This window comes from Georgenia sp. SYP-B2076 (assembly GCF_003991205.1).
Classification (GTDB): Bacteria; Actinomycetota; Actinomycetes; order Actinomycetales; family Actinomycetaceae; genus Georgenia.
Window position 1 is genome coordinate 16229 of sequence record NZ_RXOZ01000034.1, and the last position, 17864, is coordinate 34092.

The following is a 17864-nucleotide window of genomic DNA, read 5'->3' on the forward strand; positions in this document are numbered from 1 at the left end:
GCGGCAGGACGATCTGGCCGCACCATCGGGGGCCGGGGCAGCTGGGACTTCGAGTGCCGTCGCACCAGTCGTGTCCAGCGATACGGGACACCCCGTGTGAGCGGCATCACAGCCTTACTTACTGTCACGCCATGGCTATCGACACACTCTCTCGCCAACGCGAGCACACGTCCCTTCCCGACCACCCCATCACCTCGCTGGCCGAGCGCGACCTGCGCTGGCGCCGCCTGCACGACGCCATGGCCGCCGAGGGCTACGACGCCCTCCTCTTCGCCGCCGCCGACTACCGCGGTCACAAGGGCAGCCTGCGTTACCTCTCCGACTACAACCTGTGCCACCGGTACGGCTACGCCGTGATGTTCGCCGGCGAGGAGCCCATCGTGGTGCTCCCGCAGAACCTCGAGGCGGACCGCCGGCCGGTTGCCGGCTGGGTCTCCGACTACCGCTTCCCCTACAACCTGGGCGCCGGCCTGGCGGACATCCTGCGGTCCAAGGGCGAGGCGCTGCGCGTGGGCATCGTCGGCCTCGGCCAGGTGATGAAGGTCGAGGACTACCTCGCCGTCACCCAGGGCCTGCCGCGCAGCACCTTCGAGGACGCCTCGGCAGTCTTTGACCGGGTTCGCGCCATCAAGAGCCCGGCCGAGACGCGCGCGGTCCGTGAGGGCGCCTACATCCTCGACCGCTGCTTCGACCGGCTCCTGGAGATTGCCAAGCCGGGCATGACGGAGCAGCAGGTCGCCGCCGAGATGTTCCGCGTGGGCGCCGAGCTCGGCGGTCAGGACCCGCTCTTCCTCACCATGTACGCCGAGGAGCGCGACGGCGTGGCCCGCGCGACCTTCGGCCAGCCCCAGGACCGGGTGCTCGGCGTCAACGACGTCTTCACCTTCTCCTACGAGATCGTGGGCCCCTCCGGGTACTGGGTGGAGCTCTCCCGCATGGTGACCTTCGGCGCGCCCGCCGCGAGCGTGGACCACATCGGCCGCGCCGTGGCCCTGGGCATGGACGCCGCCGCGACTGCGCTACGCCCGGGCACCGGGTTCGACGCCGTCCAGCGGGCCGTCATCGACGCCGTCGAGAGCCAGGGCGCACGCTCGGAGTACTGGTCCGGCCACGGCCTCGGCCTGGACGTCCTCGAGGAGCCCTGGGTGGGCCTCGACGTCGTCCAGGACGGCTCCAAGGCCGGCGCCGTCACCGCCGTCGAGCCCGGCATGGTCCTCGCCATCCACCCCACCCTGTGGGACGAGGACACCCGCGCCATGGGCTACATGGCCAACACCTACGTCATCGACGACGACGGCGCCCAGGCGCTGTCCCGTCACCCCGTCGCCGTCCATCCGATCCCCTGAGGGGCAGACCCATGACCACCACCGCACCCCCCGTCGACCCGATCCTTGCATCGGTGCTCCAGCGCCGGCTCGACGCGATCTCCAAGGAGATGGCGACCCTGCTCATGCGGTCCTCGCGCTCGCCGATCTTCAACGAGATCGGCGACCTCGTCACCGTCATCTTCGACGCCCACGGCCGCACCCTCGCCCAGGCGGAGTACGCCGCGATCATCGCCTTCGGCGCCCGGCCCCCGCTGGAGTACATCCTCGAGTACTTCGGGGACGACATCCACGAGGGCGACGTCATCATCCACAACGACGTCTTCACCGGCGGCAACCAGAACGCCGACACCGGCATCTACATGCCGATCTTCCACGACGGCGAGCTCGTGGCCTGGTCCGCCGCCAAGGGCCACCTGGCCGACATCGGCGGCATGACCGCCGGCGGGTACGACCCCAACGCCAAGGAGGTCTGGCAGGAGGCATTCCGCATCCCGCCGGTGAAGATCTACGAGAGCGGCGTGCTCCGCAAGGACGTGTGGGACCTCGTCGCCGCGAACATCCGCTTCAGCTTCGTCATGGAGGACGTCAAGGCCATGGTGGGCGCGTGCGCGATCGGGCGCCGCCACATCCAGGCGCTGCTGGGCCGGTACGGGCGTGCCACGTTCGACACCCACATGGAGTACGTCATCGACAGCTCCGAGCGGCAGGTGCGGGCGGAGATCTCGCGCTGGCCCGACGGCGTGTACCACGGCGAGAGCGAGATGGTCTCGGACGGACTGGACCCCACCCGCCGGTACCGCATCGCCTGCGACATCACGATCGACGGCGAGGAGATCACCTTCGACTTCTCCCACACCGACGACCAGGCACCCGGCTTCACCAACATGCCGCCGGCCTCCGCCTCCGGGGCGGTGCGCATCGCCTTCCTCATGCTGGTGGCCGCCGGCGACATCGTCATCCCGACCAACGAGGGCCTGTTCGCGCCCATCCGCACCGTGTTCCGCAAAGGCTCTCTGCTCAACCCGAACTTCCCGGCGGCCACGATCTTCGGCAACCAGATGAGCGACGAGATCATGGAGTGCGTCATGTCCGCCCTCGCGGACGCCCTCCCGGACCGCGTTACCGCCGGCTGGGCGAAGTACATGTCCACCTCGCTGCACGGCACGGACCCCACCACCGGCGAGCCGTACGTGACCCTCACGGTGTTCCAGCGCACCGGCCCGGGCGCCATGAAGGGCGCGCACGGCTGGGACGCCCTCGGCTTCTCGGGCACGGCCGGGCAGATGCGCGCGGCGGACCCGGAGATGTTCGAGATCACCTCCCCGCACTTCATGGAGTACCACGAGTACCTGCCCGACTCCGCCGGCGCCGGCCGCTGGCGCGGCGGCCTGGGCACCCGCTCGGCCTGGCGCAGCGACGGCGTGCACGCGCACGGCGTGACCATGGGCGAGGACATCGAGGCCGAGGGCGCCACCCCCGGGCTGGGCCTGTTCGGCGGCCACGACGCCGGCCTGAACCGGATGCTGCTGGAGTACCCCGACGGCTCCACGCACGAGTGGGGCTCGAAGGAGATCACCGACCTGCCGCCGGGCACCGTCATCCGCTCGTGGTGCGGCGGCGGCGCCGGGTACGGCGATCCGTTCCAGCGCGACGCCGGAGATGTGGCCGAGGAGGTCCGCTCGGGCCTGCTCTCGGCGGCCAAGGCGCGCGACGAGTACGGCGTCGTCGTCGACGCCGCCACCAACCTCACCGACGAGGCCGCCACCCGCGCGCTCCGCGCGCTGCACGCCACCACTACGAAGGAGAAGAACTGATGGGTACGCGTATCGGCATCGACGTCGGCGGCACGTTCACCGACTTCCTCGTGGTCGGCCCGGACGGCTCCCGCCTGGTGCACAAGACCAGCTCCATCCCCTCCGACCCGGCCCGTGCGGTGACCCAGGGCCTGCGGGAGATCGCGGAGAACCGCGGCGAGACCGTCGAAAAGTTCCTCACCGGGGTCGACACAATCGTCCACGGCACCACCGTGGCCACCAACGCCCTGCTCACCCGCCGCGGCGCGAAGACCGGCCTGCTGGTCACCGAGGGCTTCCGGGACGTGCTGCCGCTGCGCGACGGCACCCGGGAGGAGCCCTACGACAACCGGCTCCAGCCGCCGGCCCCGCTGGTCAGGCGCGAGCACACCGCCCCTATCCCGGGTCGGTTCGACGTGCACGGCCAGGAGGTCGCGCCCCTGGACGAGGACGCCGTGCGGCGCGCCGCCCGCCTGTTCAAGGACGAGGGCATCGGCGCCGTCGCCATCTCCTTCATGCACTCCTACACCGACGACCGGCACGAGGTGCGCGCCGCCGAGATCCTCGCCGAGGAGCTTGGGGAGGCCTACGTCACCCGGTCCGCGGACCTGCTCGCCCAGGCGCGCTACTACGACCGGACCAGCAGCACGGTGCTCAACTCCTACGTGGGCCCGATCATCCGCGAGTACATCCGGGTGCTCACGGCCACGCTGGAGGAGGCCTCCTTCCGGGGCGTCCTGCTGCTCATGCAGTCCAACGGCGGGGTCGCCACGCCCGAGGAGCTCAGCGCCCGCGCGGCGCTGTCCCTCCTGTCCGGCCCGGCGTCCGGGCCGACGGCGGGGCTGCTCGAGGTGGCCGCCCACGGCTGGGACCGGTGCCTCACGGTGGACATGGGCGGCACGAGCTTCGACGCCGCCATCGTCGACGGCGGCCGCCCGCTGGTGATGACCGACGGCAAGATCGACCGGTGGCGCATCGCCCTGCCGATGGTGGACATCCACACCATCGGCGCCGGCGGCGGCAGCATCGCGGCGGTGGACGACGGCGGGATGCTGCGGGTGGGCCCGCAGAGCGCGGGCGCCGTCCCCGGGCCGATCTCGTACCGCCGTGGCGGGCAGGTGCCCACCACCACCGACGCCGACGTCGTGCTGGGCTACATCTCGCCGTCGAGCTTCCTCGGCGGCGGCATGAGTCTGGACGTCGACGCCGCCCAGCAGGCCATCGGGGAGCAGATCGGCAAGCCCCTGGGCCTGGACGCGATCCACGCGGCCGCCGGCATCTACGACGTCGTCAACGTCTCCATGGCCGCCGGCGTCCGGGAGATCACCGTGCGACGCGGGCTGGACCCGCGCGACTTCCCGATCGTGGTGGCCGGCGGCGCCGGCCCGGTCCACGCCGCGGCGATCGCCCGCGAGCTGGAGATCCCGCTGCTCGTAGTGCCGCGTGAGTCGTCCATCTTCTGCGCCGCCGGCATGCTCGTGTGCGACTTCAAGCACGACTACGTCCAGAGCCAGCACTGGGATCTCGCCCATGTCGACTCTGGGGAGGTCGCCGCCATCTGGCGGTCCATGGCCGAGCGCGGCACGACCACGCTGCTCGGCGAGGGCGTGCCTGAGGACAAGATCGAGTACGCCCCCTCGCTGGACATGCGCTACAAGGGCCAGTGGTTCGAGATCAACGTGCCCCTGCCCGCCGGCTCCCTCGACACCCTGGACATCACCGCCGCGGCACGGGAGTTCCACCGCCTGCACGACATCCAGTTCGGATACCACACCGACGAGATGCCCATCGAGGTGCTCAACGTCCGGCTCACCGCCACCGGCCTAGTGGCCGGCTCCAGCGGCACCCCCGCCTGGGGCGCCGCCGGGGTGGCACAGGCGCATCGCGGGCAGCGGGAGATCTGGTCCCCCGGTCAGCGGCGCATGGTCGCCGCCGACGTCTACGCCGGTCAGGACATGGTGCCGGGCGACGAGATCCGGGGCCCGGCGGTCGTGGAGCTCGGCACCACCAGCATCGTGGTCCTGGACGAGTACGACGCCGTCGTCGACGTCACCGGATCGTTCGTGCTCTACCTGCGGGAGCGTGCGGAGGAGATGCGCGCGCGCATCCAGACCGGGCGGACGCCCGTGACTGCCTGACCCCCCGCACCACGTCCCGACGGCGCCCGGCTCCCCCCGCCGCCGCACCTCGCTCGTCCCCACTCCGGAACCGCACACCGCTTCCAGCCTCGTTGCGCGCGGTACGCGCGCGACGAGGCCCGGGCGGTGTGCGCCCTCAGCTCGTATTCGAAGGAGAATGCCATGAGCTCAGAGCGAACCACCCCCACCCTGCGCGAGCAGATGGAGGACAACGTCCTCAACCCGGTAGCCGCCGCCGACCGGCAGAGCGGCTGGGCACTGCTCTCCAACACCGCCGGCGTCGGCACCACCCTGGCGATGCTGCTCATCGGCGGCTCGGCCAGCTACCTCGTCGGCGTGAAGTGGGCGATCGCCATGTCCCTGGTCTCGGCCCTGTTCGGGTCGGTGGTCGGCAGCCTGGTGGGCCGCGTGTCCCAGAGCACCGGGATGTCCTCCACCGTCACCAGCCGATTCCACGGCCTCGGCGCCACCGGCTCGGTCGTGGCGTCGCTGATCTTCGCGTGGATGATCCTCAGCTTCCTGGCCCTCGAGAACGTGCTGCTCTACAACGGCACGCTGTTCATGCTGGGCTGGGCACCGAACCTGGCGAACTCGATCGGCATCTACGGCGCGCTGACCGCCCTGTGGATCTTCCTGGCGCTGTTCGGCGTCAAGCTGGTCCAGAAGACCTCCCTCGTGCTCACCCTCGTGGCGGGCGCGCTCATGATCGGGGTCGGCGTGCTGGCCCTCACCCGGTCCGAGCTGAGCGTCGGCCAGGTCTTCGGCGTCCAGCCGGAGCACGTGGGACCGGCCGAGATCATGGGCGTGCTGGCCGCCATGGTGGGCATGGCCGGGGCGCTGGCCCTCACCGGCGCAGACTTCGCCCGCTACGCACGCACACCGAAGGACGTGCGCATCATGGCGGTGGGCGGCAACATCGTCGTCAACTTCGGCGTGGTCTCCCTCGGCGCCCTGCTCTACCAGGCCGGCGACACCGTGGTCTCCCGGTTCCTCGAAGACCCCGCCAACGCCGCGGTCGCCGCCGCGCAGGTCGGCGAGACCACCGCCGAGCAGGTGCAATTCCTCGCGCACTCCAATGCCGGCGCCTACTTCATCCTCCTGGCGGGGGTCCTGGGCTTCGTAGTCATGTACGCCGCACAGGTCAAGGCCCAAGTCATCAACGTGTACGCGGGCTCGCTCTCGCTGACGAACCTCGTCGACGCACTCCTCGGCAAGAAGGTCAGCCGCATCCTCATGGTGCTGCTTGCCAACGCCATCGCGCTGCTCGCCGTGTGGGGCGGGATCCTCGGGGTCCTGATCCAGTTCCTCGGAGCCCTAGGCATCGCCACCTTCTCCCTCGCCGCCCTGGTGGTCACCGACTTCTACATCGTGCGCCAGCGCCGGCCCGCCCCGGTGGCACGGGTGGAGCGAGTGAACTGGGCCGGCCTGATCGCCATGGCCGTGGGCTTCACCGTGTCCTACCTCCTCCTGGTGACCGGAGTGTTCCCACTCGGTTTCGTGGTCACGCTCGTCCTCACCCCGTTGGTCTACGTGGCGCTGCGCGGGACCGTACTCCCCGAGGGCCGGGGTACCAGGTTCGTGGCCGGCACGGCGGCACTGAAGGAGGTGGAGGAGCTCAAGGAAGCACCAGTGCACTGACAGCTGCTGGGTGTGCCCCCTCACGTCGGAGGGGGCACACCCGTGCGCGGGTCCACGATCGCCCGGGCGCGCCGCCGGCGCCAATAGAATCGCCAACCGTGAGGGCAGGTGAGATGAATTCGACTGGAGGTCGCAAGCCGTTCTGCGGCTCCTTGGACCAAGCCCACCGGTACCAGTGGGCGTGGGGCAGACTCGAACCACCGTGGAGCCGGGTCGCGGCACATTGCGAACGAAACTGGACAAGAGAATGCCCGCGGGTGTGCGTCCTTGCAGGTCAGCGGCCATGCGGTTGAGCTAGAGGAACTCGAACCCTCGACCTTCTCCCGGTGGGAGGGTTGTTGCTCCGCCCAGCCAAGCCGCCAGTGATTATTAACGCCAAGGTCCAGAACGGCGGAATCTCGCAGATTTCGGGCCTTCACCGCTACTCTGGCAGACCTGATGACGCGCAATCACAACAGCTCGCGCCTGCCGCACCCGTGGCAGAACCGCGGCACGCGCCGATTCCGTGGCACAACCGTGGCACGAACTCGTCCGCCGTCTGCGGACGCGTCGCTCGCCTGGATCTGCTGACCGTCGTCATGAGGGTGGCCCGCGTCGATTACGCGGGCCACAGCACCGACAGGCCGGAGCACGTGCGAGAACGCCGTGCACTGGATGACCCCGGTGACCGACGAGGAGTACGCCGCGGCCCCGCCCGTCGACGACTGAGACCACCTGGCCAGACGAAGACTCCGGTAACGTCGCCGGCTACGGGCGACTGCTGAGAAGGGGACGGATGTACATCACTGCGAAGGTTCGCCACCCCGGCGAGTACGCCCACTGGCAGGGAGCGACCTACCGCGCAGCCGGGTTGCTGAGCGGTGTGGTGCAGCTGTTCGCCCGGCAGGACGACAGCCCGGGGGCAGGTTGGCGCCGGGAAGTCGACCGCCAGGGCCGGACCGAGTTCACCCGTCGCGTCTCGCTCGACGAGGTCGTGCCACCGTCGACGATCGAGGTGATCCAGTCCTGGCAGACCGCGGTGGTCAACTCCTGCAGCCGATATTGCCAAGCTTCGGCACCAGGTGCGTGCCGAGCAGCCGCTCATACTCATCGACCGTCTGCGACCGCCGCGGCGGGTTGGGCCACATGGACTGCACGCGCAGCTCGGTGATCCACTGCCGCGCCGCCAGGCCGACTCGGCTGTCCGGCTTGAGCTGGGCCGACCCTCTCGGCGCGTTGAGAAGTACGTCGATCTCGGCCTGCACCGCCAAGCGCGCAGCCGGCCCGCTCTTCCGGTTCCGGGAAACCTGGGTCTCCTCGCCGTCGAATAGCCGAACGCGCACGCGGGCCCGGAACTTGCCGCTCTTGTGCCGCTTGATGAAGATCTCGCCATGCTCGCCCGGCCGGAGCTTGTCGTGAGCCATGGCGGTCACCACCCCGAACCGTTGCCGGACGGTGACTTGTGGTCGGCTGTCGTGGCTCGGGTCTGCAGCCAGACGCGGACGTCGGCCTCCTCGAAGAGGAGGTGCCGGCCGATGCCGTACGCCTTGGGGGCGGTGCCGCGTTTGCCCCCAGGTGTGCACGGTGGCGGGCGTGGTGTGGAGCTTCGCGCAGAGCTCGTCGAGCGTCCACATCGGGGTGCGGTTAAGTGGAGGTTCCTTCTTCTCGCTCATGCCCCTCAGGTCCGCGTCGACCACCAGCGACCGTGGTCGTTCATGGGCATCGGCGAGCAGCGGTGATACGCGTAAGCGTGGAATCTCGCGTGGAATCAAGGGTCTCGACGTCCTCTCTGGCGAGGACTCCCGGGAATGCCGAAGGCCGCTGACCAGGGCTTTTACCCGACCAGCGGCCTCCAAGGAGTGGAGCTAGGGGATTTGAACCCCGACGTTCTCCCGGTCGGCGAGCCGCCTGACCCGCCCAGCCAAGACAACTGATTGGTCTCACCGAGCCCCAAGATCTCCGCGACATTCCGCGGATCTCGACGCCCTGACGAGAAGTTTCGCAGACGTTCGCGATGACGCGCAATCGCACGCAAACACGCTCGCTCAACCCGTGGCAGAACCGTGGCATGCGCCGATTCCGTGGCACAACCGTGGCATGAACTCGTCCGCCGTTGGGGTTATCGCGACGAATGTTCCCGCACGGATCGAAAAGTGCGTCGTCTCAGCCAGTCACCCGGGCCCATAGCGCCCTGATACCTGCGGCGTCGGTATCGGTGCCGGACCAGCACATGGGTGGTGGACTAGTCCCGCGCCTTCCTCCAGCGGTGCCGGGCCGTGTCATGGGTGCTGTCTTGCCGGGACGCGGTCCACGGTCGCCCCCCGACGTCCCGCGGCATCGAGCGCGACAAGACGTCCGAAAACGGCGCCCTTGCCCAGCGACGTGCCCGTCATGTAGGCGGCGCCGTGGAATCCCCCAGTAACCTCCCCGACGGCGTACAGACCCTCGATGATCTCGCCATCGATGTCGACCACCGCGCCGCGAGGGCTGATCGTGATCCCGCAGTAGGTGGTGGTCATGAGCGACTTCGCCGGATAGGCGTAGAAGGGCGCCTCGCTGATCGGGGTGAGCTCGCCGACGCCGTTGCACAGGGCCGTGCGCCCGACCTCGTCCTCACCCTGGCCGGCAATCGCCGTGTTGTACCGGGCCACCGTTTCCGCCAGCCCGGCCGGGTCGATGCCGGCGACCTCGGCGAGCTCCTCAATGGAGCCGGCCTCGTATACGTGGCCGATCTCCTCGAGGGTGTCGATGTCCTTCAGCGGCACCCCGCGGTGGGACTGGGCGCGAACCCGGGCGTCGAAGATCTCGAAGCCGAGTCCCTCCGGCTGCCCGAGGACCACGCGCCCCAGGGTCTTGTAGTCCTGCGACTCGTCCACGAACCGCTTCCCGGCGCGGTTCACGATGATGGCGCCCATGTAGTAGGCAGTGAGGAGCTCGTGGAACTCCTCCCCCGTGTCGGGGTGCGAGCCGTAGGTGCCGGAGACGAAGGACATGTCCGCCATGCCCGCGCCCAGCTTCCACGCCATCTTCAGGCCGTCGCCGGTGTTGCCCTTTCCGCCGTACGGGATGGCCGCGAGCTGCTCGGGCGCGAAGGTCTTCAGCAGGTCCGTGCCGCGCGAGAATCCGCCAGAGGCCAGGACGACGCCGCCGCGTCCGGTGAACAGCCTCTCACCGTTCGGGGTCTGGGCACCGACACCGGTGACCGTGCCCACGCCGTCGCGCACCAGCCGCACCGCCCGGTGCTCCAGGCGCGTCTCGCCGCCGGCCGCGGTGAAGTCCCGGTGCAGCGTCGCGAGCACCTCCTTGATGACCGAGTTGTGGCTTCGGCGGGCGGACTGTCCCGAGCTGATCTCGACCTCGCGGAACTCCACGCCGTGGGCCTTTAGCCAGCGGTAGGTCTGCTCCTGGTTGTCCAGGTAGGTCTGCAGCAGGGCCCGGTCGTTGAGGTACTCCCCCACCTCGAGCAAGTCCCGAAGGAACAGCTCGGCCGAGTCCTCCACACCTGCAGCAGATTGTTCCTCGGTCCCGGAGAACGCGAACCAGCCCCCGCTCATCGCCGACGAACCGCCCAGCGTGTCCGTCTTCTCCAGCAGGACGACGGACAGTCCAGCTTCCGCCGCCGTGGTCGCCGCCGTCTGGCCGGCGATACCAGAACCCACGATGACTAGGTCGAACACGTGCTCTGTCGCGGTCATGCCACGCGCTCGCCGGAGGAGCGGGAGGAACTGTCTGAAACCGTTGCGCGGATTGCCCGACCGCGCCCCCGCCAACTGCTGGTCATCAAGGACTCCTTCGTCAGATGAGGTCGTGTGGTGGGGCCCGCCTACTCCGGCACGGACGCAGTGACCGCCATCCACTCCGCCGGATCGAACTCTCGGCCGGCGACCGAACAAGCCCGACCGTACATTTCCGACCTCCACCGACACGGCTGCTTTTCACCGTGAGGAAAGCCCTGGCAATCGCCCGTCCCCGACCGGAAAGTGAGGGTCATCAGCGTCGATTGCACTAAGGAGCCTCGCCATGAGCCTGGACAGCCCAGAACGAACCTTGACCTTTCCTCTCGCCAAGCCTGAGGGTGACCCGCTGGGGCAGCCGGCCGAGTTCGCAGAGCTCCGGAGTAAGTGCCCCGTCTCCCGAGTCGACCACTGGGACGGCACCAGGCCCTGGCTCATCACTCGGTACGACGACTGCAAGACTGCAGCGCTGAGCCACGACCACCTCAGCAACAACCCCGAGTTCGCCGGGTACCCCTCGGGTAGCCCCGCCCTCGCCGCGACGATCGACAAGGAGCGCAACCTCCGCACGATGGACCCGCCGGAGCAGCTGACCGAGAAGGCGATGATCCAGCGCGGGCTCTCGCGCCGCGCCGTCGAGAAGATCCGACCGGTCGTGCGCGCGTACGCGCAAGAGCTCGTCGACGACTTTGATCCCTCGGGCGTGGTGGACGTCGTCGACAGGTACACCCGCTTCATCCCGGGCTACGCGATCTGCGAGCTGCTCGGAGTGCCGTACGACGATCGTGACTTCTTCGCGGAGCAGGGCGCCCTGTTCCTCTCCGGGGACTCGACCGCCGAGGTCGCGGCCGCGGCCGGCGAGAAGCTGACGGCCTACCTCGAGGGTCTCGTCCAGGCCAAGATCGACGCTCCCACCGATGACATGCTCGGTCACCTGGTCTCCAAGCACCTCCTCAAGGGTGCCATCACGCGTGACCAGGTGATCGGCTATGCGCGCATGCTGCTGGCGGGAGGATTCGAGTCCACCGCGAACGCGATGGCGCTGAGCATCCTCGCGCTGCTGGACAACCGCGACCAGCTGGCGGATTTCGTCGAGAATCTCTCCGACCGCCAGTACGTCGCCAACGCGGTGAACGAGCTCTTGCGGTTCACCTCCCCCAACCAGACGTCCCAGCGGCGGGCGGTCAAGGCCGAGATCACCATCGGGGACCAGCTGCTCTCCGTCGGGGACGGCGCCATCATCGCTAACGCCTCGGCCAACAAGGACGAGACGAAGTTCCCCGACCCGGAGAAGCTCGACCTGCGCCGCGCGAATGCCGCGGACCACCTCGCGTTCGGGTTCGGCCCCCACCAGTGCATCGGGCAGCTCCTGGCCCGCGCTGAGCTCGAGGAGTCTCTCGAGGTCCTCTTCGCGGCCTGGCCGAAGATGACGCGGGCGACTCCCATCGAAGAGATCCCCGTGGGTGGGCCCCACGAGATCACGTTCCGCATCCGTCAGCTGGACGTGGCGCTCAACCCGACGGTGTAGCCGGCGCCAGAGTCGCGAGTCGGGCCCCGGGCGAGAGCCCGGGGCCGGACTGTTTGCTTCCCAGGCATGGGTTCGCACGGTCGTGGCGTCCGTCTCCGGGCGCGTTGTGCGCGCTCCGGTCGACGATGACTGCGCGCATACAACAGATGGCGGCAACGGCCCTCCCGGGCCGTTGCCGCCACCTCTCAGCTGCTACCGCGCCACTCGGCGTCAGACGGAAGCGGCCAGTTGGACCTCTCGGTGCTGGAAGAGGTCCGCCTCGATCCTGTTGCGCGCGCCGATAACCCTGCCGATGAGGCCGTTGCGCACGTGCGCCTCGAACCGCTTGGACGGGCTCGCGACAGCCAGCGCCCCCACCCAACCGTCGTGCCCCTGCAGCGCAACGCCAACGCCACAGATACCCCGCTCAGCGGACTGCACGTTCGCGGCGAAGCCCTGGCGCCGGATGAGGCTGAGCTCACGCAGCAGCCCTGCAATGTCCACGGTGTGCTCCTCCGCGCGGAATAGGCGCGCCACGCTCACCTCATCCAACAGCGCCAGCATCGCCTTCCCGCCGGCCGTCTTGTACGCCGGGAGCACGGCGCCGCGGCGGTCCCCCACACAAGACGTGTGGCGCCCTTCCACCGTGCTCAGGAACCGGACGTCCAGCCCCACACGGATCATCAGGCTGACCGACTCCCCTGTCTCAGCGGCCAACTCATCCATGTACGGGCGGACGGCGTTCTTGACCGACAGCGCCGCCGTCGGGGCTGCCGCCTTGGCACCGAAAGCCGGGCCGGCAAAGTAGCGACGCCCGTCGTTCTGCACGGCGTAGCCGCGGTACACGAGCATGGACAGGAGGCGATGCGCCGTCGACGGCGAGACGTCAAGCTCGTGCGCAGCGTCGAGAAGCCGGATCGAGCCCGTGTCCCGGAGCAGCTGGAGGAGCTGCAGGACCTTGTCCACGGACCCGAGGACGTACGCTGGCTTCTGGTAAAGATTGTTCTCCACGGTCATTCCTTCTCGCGGCGTTGACACAGGTTGCTTCGGTGCGCTGATCGGACCGGGCTAGAGATCGAGCACCAGGCGGGGGCAGCGGGCTCGCGAGACGCAGATCATCATCGTTTCGCAGCTGGCGCGCTCGTCCTCGTCGAGTAGCGAGTCACGGTGGTCCGGTTCGCCGTCGATCACGTCGGTCTCGCAGGTGCCGCAAGTTCCGGCGCGGCACTGGGACTCGACGTAGATGCCGGCGTCCTCGACCACCTCGAGCACGGAGCGCCCGACGGGCACCGTCAGCTCGAGCCCCGAGCGCTCCAGGACCACCTCGAACTCGTGGTCCTCGACTGACGGGTCGAGCTCCTTCGGCACGAACCGTTCCACGTGCAGGCGCGGTGCTGAGTCGCCGGTGCAGAGCACCTCGAGGGCGCCGAGCAGGCCCGCCGGGCCGCAGCTGTAGATCTGCGTGGACGGGCTGCACGCACTGACGAGGCGGGCGAGGTCCAGCAGGCCGGTCTCATCCTGCGGGTGGAGTGCGACCAGGTCTCCGTAGAGAGCCTGCAGCTCGTCACGGAAGGCCATCGAGCTCTGCGTGCGCCCACCGTAGACCAGGCGCCACGGTGTCCCGCTCGCCTGCGCCGCCCGGAGCATGGGCAGGATGGGAGTGATGCCGATGCCGCCGGCGATGAAGAGATACTCCTCGGCCGGCGCGAGGCTGAAATGGTTGCGGGGCCCGCGGACCTCGACGATGTCGCCGACGGCCAGGTCCTCGTGGACGTGGCGCGACCCACCCTTGCCGTCGGGCTCGCGCAGCACCGCCACCTCCCAGTAAGGAGCGTCAGGATCGCCGCAGAGCGAGTACTGGCGGACGAGGTCCGGCCCGAGGCGCAGGTCGATGTGCGCGCCCGGCTCCCACGTGGGAAAAGGCTCGCCGACCGGATCCAGGACGAGACGGATGGTATCGGCCGCTACAGGCTCCTTCGCCACCACCCGGGCGTCGAGGGTCACCTCGACGGATCGGTCGGTTCGTCGCGCCGTGGCAACGCTGCCAACTGACATTGATCTGCTCCCTACATGTTCGGAACGACGCCGGATCGTCCTGCGTCACCGTGCGAGTGGGGCTCGCGCGACCTTGCCTCATTCGCGAGGCCCCACTTCGACGTCGATCGCCACCAGATACCTGGAGCAATCGGTCGAACCAAGACAATGAAGCCACACGGAGTGTGTCTTGCACAACATGACGCTAGGGTTGTTCTGTGCAGCACAACACTGACCCGTACGCCGTCCAGTCGGTGGACCGCGCTCTGATGCTCCTGACGCTGGTGTCAGCCCGTGGCGAGCTGGGCGTGCACGACGCCGCCCGCGCTCTGAACGTCGCCGCCTCGACGACGCACCGGCTGCTCTCGACCATGGCGTTCCGTGGCTACGTCATCCAGGGTGAGGACCGTCTCTACCGCCCCGGGCCGCGGATCCTCGGCCCGCGGGTGGAGGAACGCATCCCTCACCTCATCCGGATCGTCCGCCCGTTTCTCCAGGACCTGAACGCGACCGTCCAGGAGACGGTCCACCTCCTGATCCTGTCCGGGCAGGAGGTCAAGCTGCTGGACGGCTTCGAGAGCCACCACAACCTGCGCGTCACCCTGCGGACCGGCACCTCCGTACCGGCCCACGCCGCGGCTGCCGGCAAGGCGGTGCTCGCCGAGATGGATCCCCGCACCGTCGTGGCGCTGTACGCCGAGGGCGTACCCCCGAGCGCCGGCAATGGCCCCGGGTCGGTGACGGAGATCCTCGCCGCGCTCGGGGAGGTCCGTCAGCGCCAGTACGGGCTCAACGAGGAGGAGGTCGAACCGGGGGTCGGCGCCCTGGGAGCGTCGATCAGCCTCCCTGAGAGGGACCTGCATGCGGGGCTCTCGATCGCTGCACCGACGGTGCGCTTCGACCGATCGATCGCGGAGAAGCATGGGCAGGCCCTGCTACGCACGTGCGAGCTCGTCCGCGCCGAGCTGCGCAGCGCATGGGACAACGAACCCTCGAGCTGACCCACCGGCCGACCTTCGAACTGTCCACCGGCACGCTCAGGGCGCGGGCCGCCGTCGGGGTTTCCGCGCACGGGAAGTCCCGCCCGTCGGGTCCTGCGCCGTTGTTAGCGTCGCGAGATCTGTTGGACGCGCGAAGGGACCGCCCGTTGTTCAATCCATACCCGATGATGTTCCACCCCACGCTGGTCGTCGAGGACCTGGAGGATGCGGCCCGATGGTTCCGCCGCGTGTTCGGCCGACGCGCGGTGCGGTGGGAGGACAAGTTCGACCTCGCCGTGCTCAACCCGGACTACCCGATCAACTACTCCTACTTCTTCGTGGTCGGTGACGTGAGCCTCGACGTCCTGTGCCCGTCCCTGCTGAAGCTGCCGGGCGACCGCAGCGCGTCCGTCTACCGCGAGGGTGCGGGCCTGGTCGACATCGCCTGGTACACCGACCACATCGAGGACGTCGCACGCGACCTGGAGCGCAACGGCTTCCGCACCCGGGACCAGGAAGGCAACATCATCCACGACGGCGACGTGCCACCGTCCAACCTGGTCTGGGACTGCCCCATGATCTGGACGCTGCCGGAGGACACGGGGCTGACCTACGAGTTCTACCGGATGGGCCGGCGGCACTGGCCCAAGTACTCCCAGCTCGCCGACCCGCGCCTCGACCCCGCATGGCGGCCCGACGTCGTCTCCCCCGAGGATCCGCTGGGCATCATCACCAGCGCCCACCACACCGTGCTGACCCACGACCGCGAGCGCGCGCTCCGTTTGTTCGTGGAGGTCCTGGGCGGGCAGATCCTCGGCGAGGGGTACAGCGAGCGCCTGGACGCCGAATTCGTGGAGGTCTTGTACGCGAAGTCCGTCATGCGGTTCGCGACGCCGCGGACGCAGCCGATCCGCGACGTCATCTCGGGTGAGGACACCCTGGCCGACCAGTACGTCGGCATCACCTTCCGTGTGACCGACCTCGACGCCGTGGCCGGACACCTGGCCGGGCAGGACATCGAGTTCTCCCGATCCGCCGAGGGCATCCACACGGTGCCGGCAGGCTCATTCGGAGCCGTGTGGGGGTTCACCCAGGCCAGCTGAGGTTGGTCGCGCGAGAACCCCGCGCGAGGCCACCGGACAGACACGACTGCGGCTTACCCGGCACGACGCCAGGTAAACCGCAGTGCCGTCCGGTCTACGTGTGGTGGACGTTTCGGCGTCGCGCCAGGCGCGGTGAGCGCTTCGTACCCCACTTACCTCGGGGCGCCGCCGGCGAACAGCGCCCCGGGGTTCTGTGTGACGTCCATCTCGGTGGCCCACAGCGCCTGCTGCTGGATCCCCCGGATCTGCGCGCCGTCGGGCGTGGCGACGAGCTGCGCCGTGTACGTCAGCCCACGAACCACGGCACGCTCCCCGGTGACGGCCACGGCGACACCGTGGAACGACACCGACGCCGTGGCACCGTCACACTCGACGACGTTGGGCACGAGGAAGTGCTGGGTGAGGTCCGCGAGCGCCACCCGCTGCACGAACCCGACGATCCCGTCACGTCCGGTGACGGGATCACCGCCCGCGTACTCGGCCACGAGATCCTCGGTGAACAGCTCCTGGAACGCCACGAAGTCACGCCGGTCGAGGCAGTCCGCATAGCGGCCGACGACGTTCACCACGTCGTCGCGGGTGAGGGCCTCCACGGCACACTTCCCTGCGTTCTGCTGGGCGTTCGTCACGGACGTCACGCCGCCTCCCGTGCGGTGCGCCGGAATTCGGCGATGCAGGCCTCGACCGCGGTGCGCAGGTCGTACTGCGCCTCCCACCCGAGCTCCTCCCGCAGGGCCGTCGAGTCGCAATCGACGCAGTCGAAGACCTCCATGTCCCCCACCTGCTGGTCGAACAGGATCGGCGCGCCGGTCAGCTCGGTGGCCACCCGCATCATCTGCCCGATCGTGACGTACTCACCCGTGCCCGTGTTGTAGATGGGCTGCTGGAGCGGTTTCGGGTGCAGACAGGTCTCGATGAACTGGGACGCACAGTCGACCGCGAAGATCGGGTTGATGTGGGCGTCCTCGGACCAGTACTTGCCCACATGGCCGGTGCGCCCCTCCGATGCCTCACCGATCGCGGCGAGCAGCTCCCCCACGGCGCCGGTCTGCAGACCCAGACCATAGGTGGTCACGGGGCGCAGGCCGACGACGTCGAGCCCCTCGGCGGCGTAGCGCTGCGCCAGGAGCTCGCACAGCAGCTTGGTGGCGGAGTAGATGTCCCGGGGCGTGGGGGCATCGGTCTCGCTCATCGCGCCGCCGCGGCCTACGAGCTCCTCGTAATGATGCTTGCGGCCGTAGACGGCGGCAGTGCTCGCCCACACCACGCGCTCGACGCCCAGGCGGGTGGCGACGTCGAACACGTTGTTGGTGCCCAGGGCGTTGACCCGGAGCCCGCGGTCGGGGTCCGCCTGGACGTGCACGGAGAGCAGCGCGGCGAGGTGGATGATGCGGGTGACCCGGTGCTCGGTGACGACGGCCGCGAGCTGACCGCGGTCGCAGACGTCACCCTGGATCAGGGTGACCAGGTCGCGGATCGAGCCGATGTTCTGCTCGTTGATCCGCTGGTCGAACACCACGGCCTGGTGGCCGGCGCGGACGAGGCCGGCCGCTACCGCTGAACCGAGCATCCCGGACCCGCCGGTGACGAGTACTGTCTCCATGACTTCCTTACTGATCGTGTTGCGACG

Annotated in this window: 13 protein-coding genes; 7 read left to right on the top strand and 6 right to left on the bottom strand. The window is 69.1% G+C overall.

What is annotated here, in order from left to right; genetic code table 11:
* Positions 1 to 131 precede the first annotated feature (131 nt).
* From EJK16_RS15510 to EJK16_RS15525, 4 genes are all read left to right on the top strand, one after another.
* Positions 132 to 1346, top strand: coding sequence for a Xaa-Pro peptidase family protein (locus tag EJK16_RS15510; protein ID WP_127130941.1), 1215 nt, complete (start codon positions 132 to 134; stop codon positions 1344 to 1346).
* Positions 1347 to 1357: 11 nt separating this feature from the next.
* Positions 1358 to 3142: a hydantoinase B/oxoprolinase family protein gene (locus tag EJK16_RS15515; protein WP_127130943.1), complete on the top strand. Its 1785-nt coding sequence runs from the start codon at positions 1358 to 1360 to the stop codon at positions 3140 to 3142.
* Positions 3142 to 5259, top strand: coding sequence for a hydantoinase/oxoprolinase family protein (locus EJK16_RS15520; RefSeq protein WP_127130945.1), 2118 nt, complete (start codon positions 3142 to 3144; stop codon positions 5257 to 5259). The genes EJK16_RS15515 and EJK16_RS15520 overlap by 1 nt, the downstream gene beginning before the upstream one ends.
* A 162-nt stretch (positions 5260 to 5421) precedes the next feature.
* A complete protein-coding gene (locus tag EJK16_RS15525) occupies positions 5422 to 6897 on the top strand; it encodes a cytosine permease (RefSeq protein WP_127130947.1) in 1476 nt (491 codons plus the stop codon).
* Between the two features lie 1022 nt (positions 6898 to 7919).
* Here the strand turns inward: EJK16_RS15525 and EJK16_RS15530 are convergent.
* Positions 7920 to 8549, bottom strand: coding sequence for a hypothetical protein (locus EJK16_RS15530; RefSeq protein ID WP_127130949.1), 630 nt, complete (start codon positions 8547 to 8549; stop codon positions 7920 to 7922).
* A gap of 606 nt (positions 8550 to 9155) precedes the next feature.
* Entirely contained in the window at positions 9156 to 10571 is a 1416-nt protein-coding gene (locus EJK16_RS15535; protein WP_127130951.1) for an FAD-dependent oxidoreductase, read from the bottom strand.
* Between the two features lie 325 nt (positions 10572 to 10896).
* Here EJK16_RS15535 and EJK16_RS15540 point away from each other — a divergent pair, with 325 nt between their 5' ends.
* Positions 10897 to 12138 (top strand): cytochrome P450, encoded by a 1242-nt coding sequence (locus EJK16_RS15540; RefSeq protein WP_127130953.1) that lies wholly within the window; start codon positions 10897 to 10899, stop codon positions 12136 to 12138.
* A 210-nt stretch (positions 12139 to 12348) separates the two neighbouring features.
* Here the strand turns inward: EJK16_RS15540 and EJK16_RS15545 are convergent, their stop codons facing one another.
* Both EJK16_RS15545 and EJK16_RS15550 read right to left on the bottom strand, forming a co-directional pair.
* The gene (locus tag EJK16_RS15545) at positions 12349 to 13134 is read right to left on the bottom strand and encodes an IclR family transcriptional regulator (protein WP_127130955.1); all 786 of its coding nucleotides are present in this window, start codon (positions 13132 to 13134) and stop codon (positions 12349 to 12351) included.
* Positions 13135 to 13185: 51 nt separating this feature from the next.
* Positions 13186 to 14172, bottom strand: a complete 987-nt coding sequence (locus EJK16_RS15550; protein WP_127130957.1) for a PDR/VanB family oxidoreductase — start codon at positions 14170 to 14172, stop codon at positions 13186 to 13188.
* 197 nt (positions 14173 to 14369) lie between these two features.
* On the opposite strand from EJK16_RS15550, the gene EJK16_RS15555 reads away from it, so the two are divergent.
* Positions 14370 to 15152, top strand: a complete 783-nt coding sequence (locus EJK16_RS15555) for an IclR family transcriptional regulator (protein WP_127130959.1) — start codon at positions 14370 to 14372, stop codon at positions 15150 to 15152.
* 164 nt (positions 15153 to 15316) lie between these two features.
* Positions 15317 to 16234: a hypothetical protein gene (locus EJK16_RS15560; RefSeq protein ID WP_127130961.1), complete on the top strand. Its 918-nt coding sequence runs from the start codon at positions 15317 to 15319 to the stop codon at positions 16232 to 16234.
* Between the two features lie 152 nt (positions 16235 to 16386).
* On the opposite strand, the gene EJK16_RS15565 is transcribed toward EJK16_RS15560, so the two are convergent.
* The gene (locus EJK16_RS15565) at positions 16387 to 16872 is read right to left on the bottom strand and encodes a nuclear transport factor 2 family protein (RefSeq protein ID WP_164737370.1); all 486 of its coding nucleotides are present in this window, start codon (positions 16870 to 16872) and stop codon (positions 16387 to 16389) included.
* Complete coding sequence (locus tag EJK16_RS15570; protein ID WP_164737371.1) at positions 16869 to 17837, bottom strand: NAD(P)-dependent oxidoreductase; 969 nt, start codon at positions 17835 to 17837, stop codon at positions 16869 to 16871. Before EJK16_RS15570 ends, EJK16_RS15565 begins: the two co-directional genes overlap by 4 nt.
* Positions 17838 to 17864: the final 27 nt, after the last annotated feature.

Coding starts and splice junctions, on each gene's coding strand:
- EJK16_RS15540 (WP_127130953.1), top strand. CDS start 10,897: ATGAGCCTGGACAGCCCAGAACGAACCTTGACCTTTCCTCTCGCCAAG.
- EJK16_RS15525 (WP_127130947.1), top strand. CDS start 5,422: ATGAGCTCAGAGCGAACCACCCCCACCCTGCGCGAGCAGATGGAGGAC.
- EJK16_RS15535 (WP_127130951.1), bottom strand. CDS start 10,571: ATGACCGCGACAGAGCACGTGTTCGACCTAGTCATCGTGGGTTCTGGT.
- EJK16_RS15530 (WP_127130949.1), bottom strand. CDS start 8,549: ATGAGCGAGAAGAAGGAACCTCCACTTAACCGCACCCCGATGTGGACG.
- EJK16_RS15570 (WP_164737371.1), bottom strand. CDS start 17,837: ATGGAGACAGTACTCGTCACCGGCGGGTCCGGGATGCTCGGTTCAGCG.
- EJK16_RS15560 (WP_127130961.1), top strand. CDS start 15,317: ATGATGTTCCACCCCACGCTGGTCGTCGAGGACCTGGAGGATGCGGCC.
- EJK16_RS15545 (WP_127130955.1), bottom strand. CDS start 13,134: ATGACCGTGGAGAACAATCTTTACCAGAAGCCAGCGTACGTCCTCGGG.
- EJK16_RS15515 (WP_127130943.1), top strand. CDS start 1,358: ATGACCACCACCGCACCCCCCGTCGACCCGATCCTTGCATCGGTGCTC.
- EJK16_RS15510 (WP_127130941.1), top strand. CDS start 132: ATGGCTATCGACACACTCTCTCGCCAACGCGAGCACACGTCCCTTCCC.
- EJK16_RS15550 (WP_127130957.1), bottom strand. CDS start 14,172: ATGTCAGTTGGCAGCGTTGCCACGGCGCGACGAACCGACCGATCCGTC.
- EJK16_RS15520 (WP_127130945.1), top strand. CDS start 3,142: ATGGGTACGCGTATCGGCATCGACGTCGGCGGCACGTTCACCGACTTC.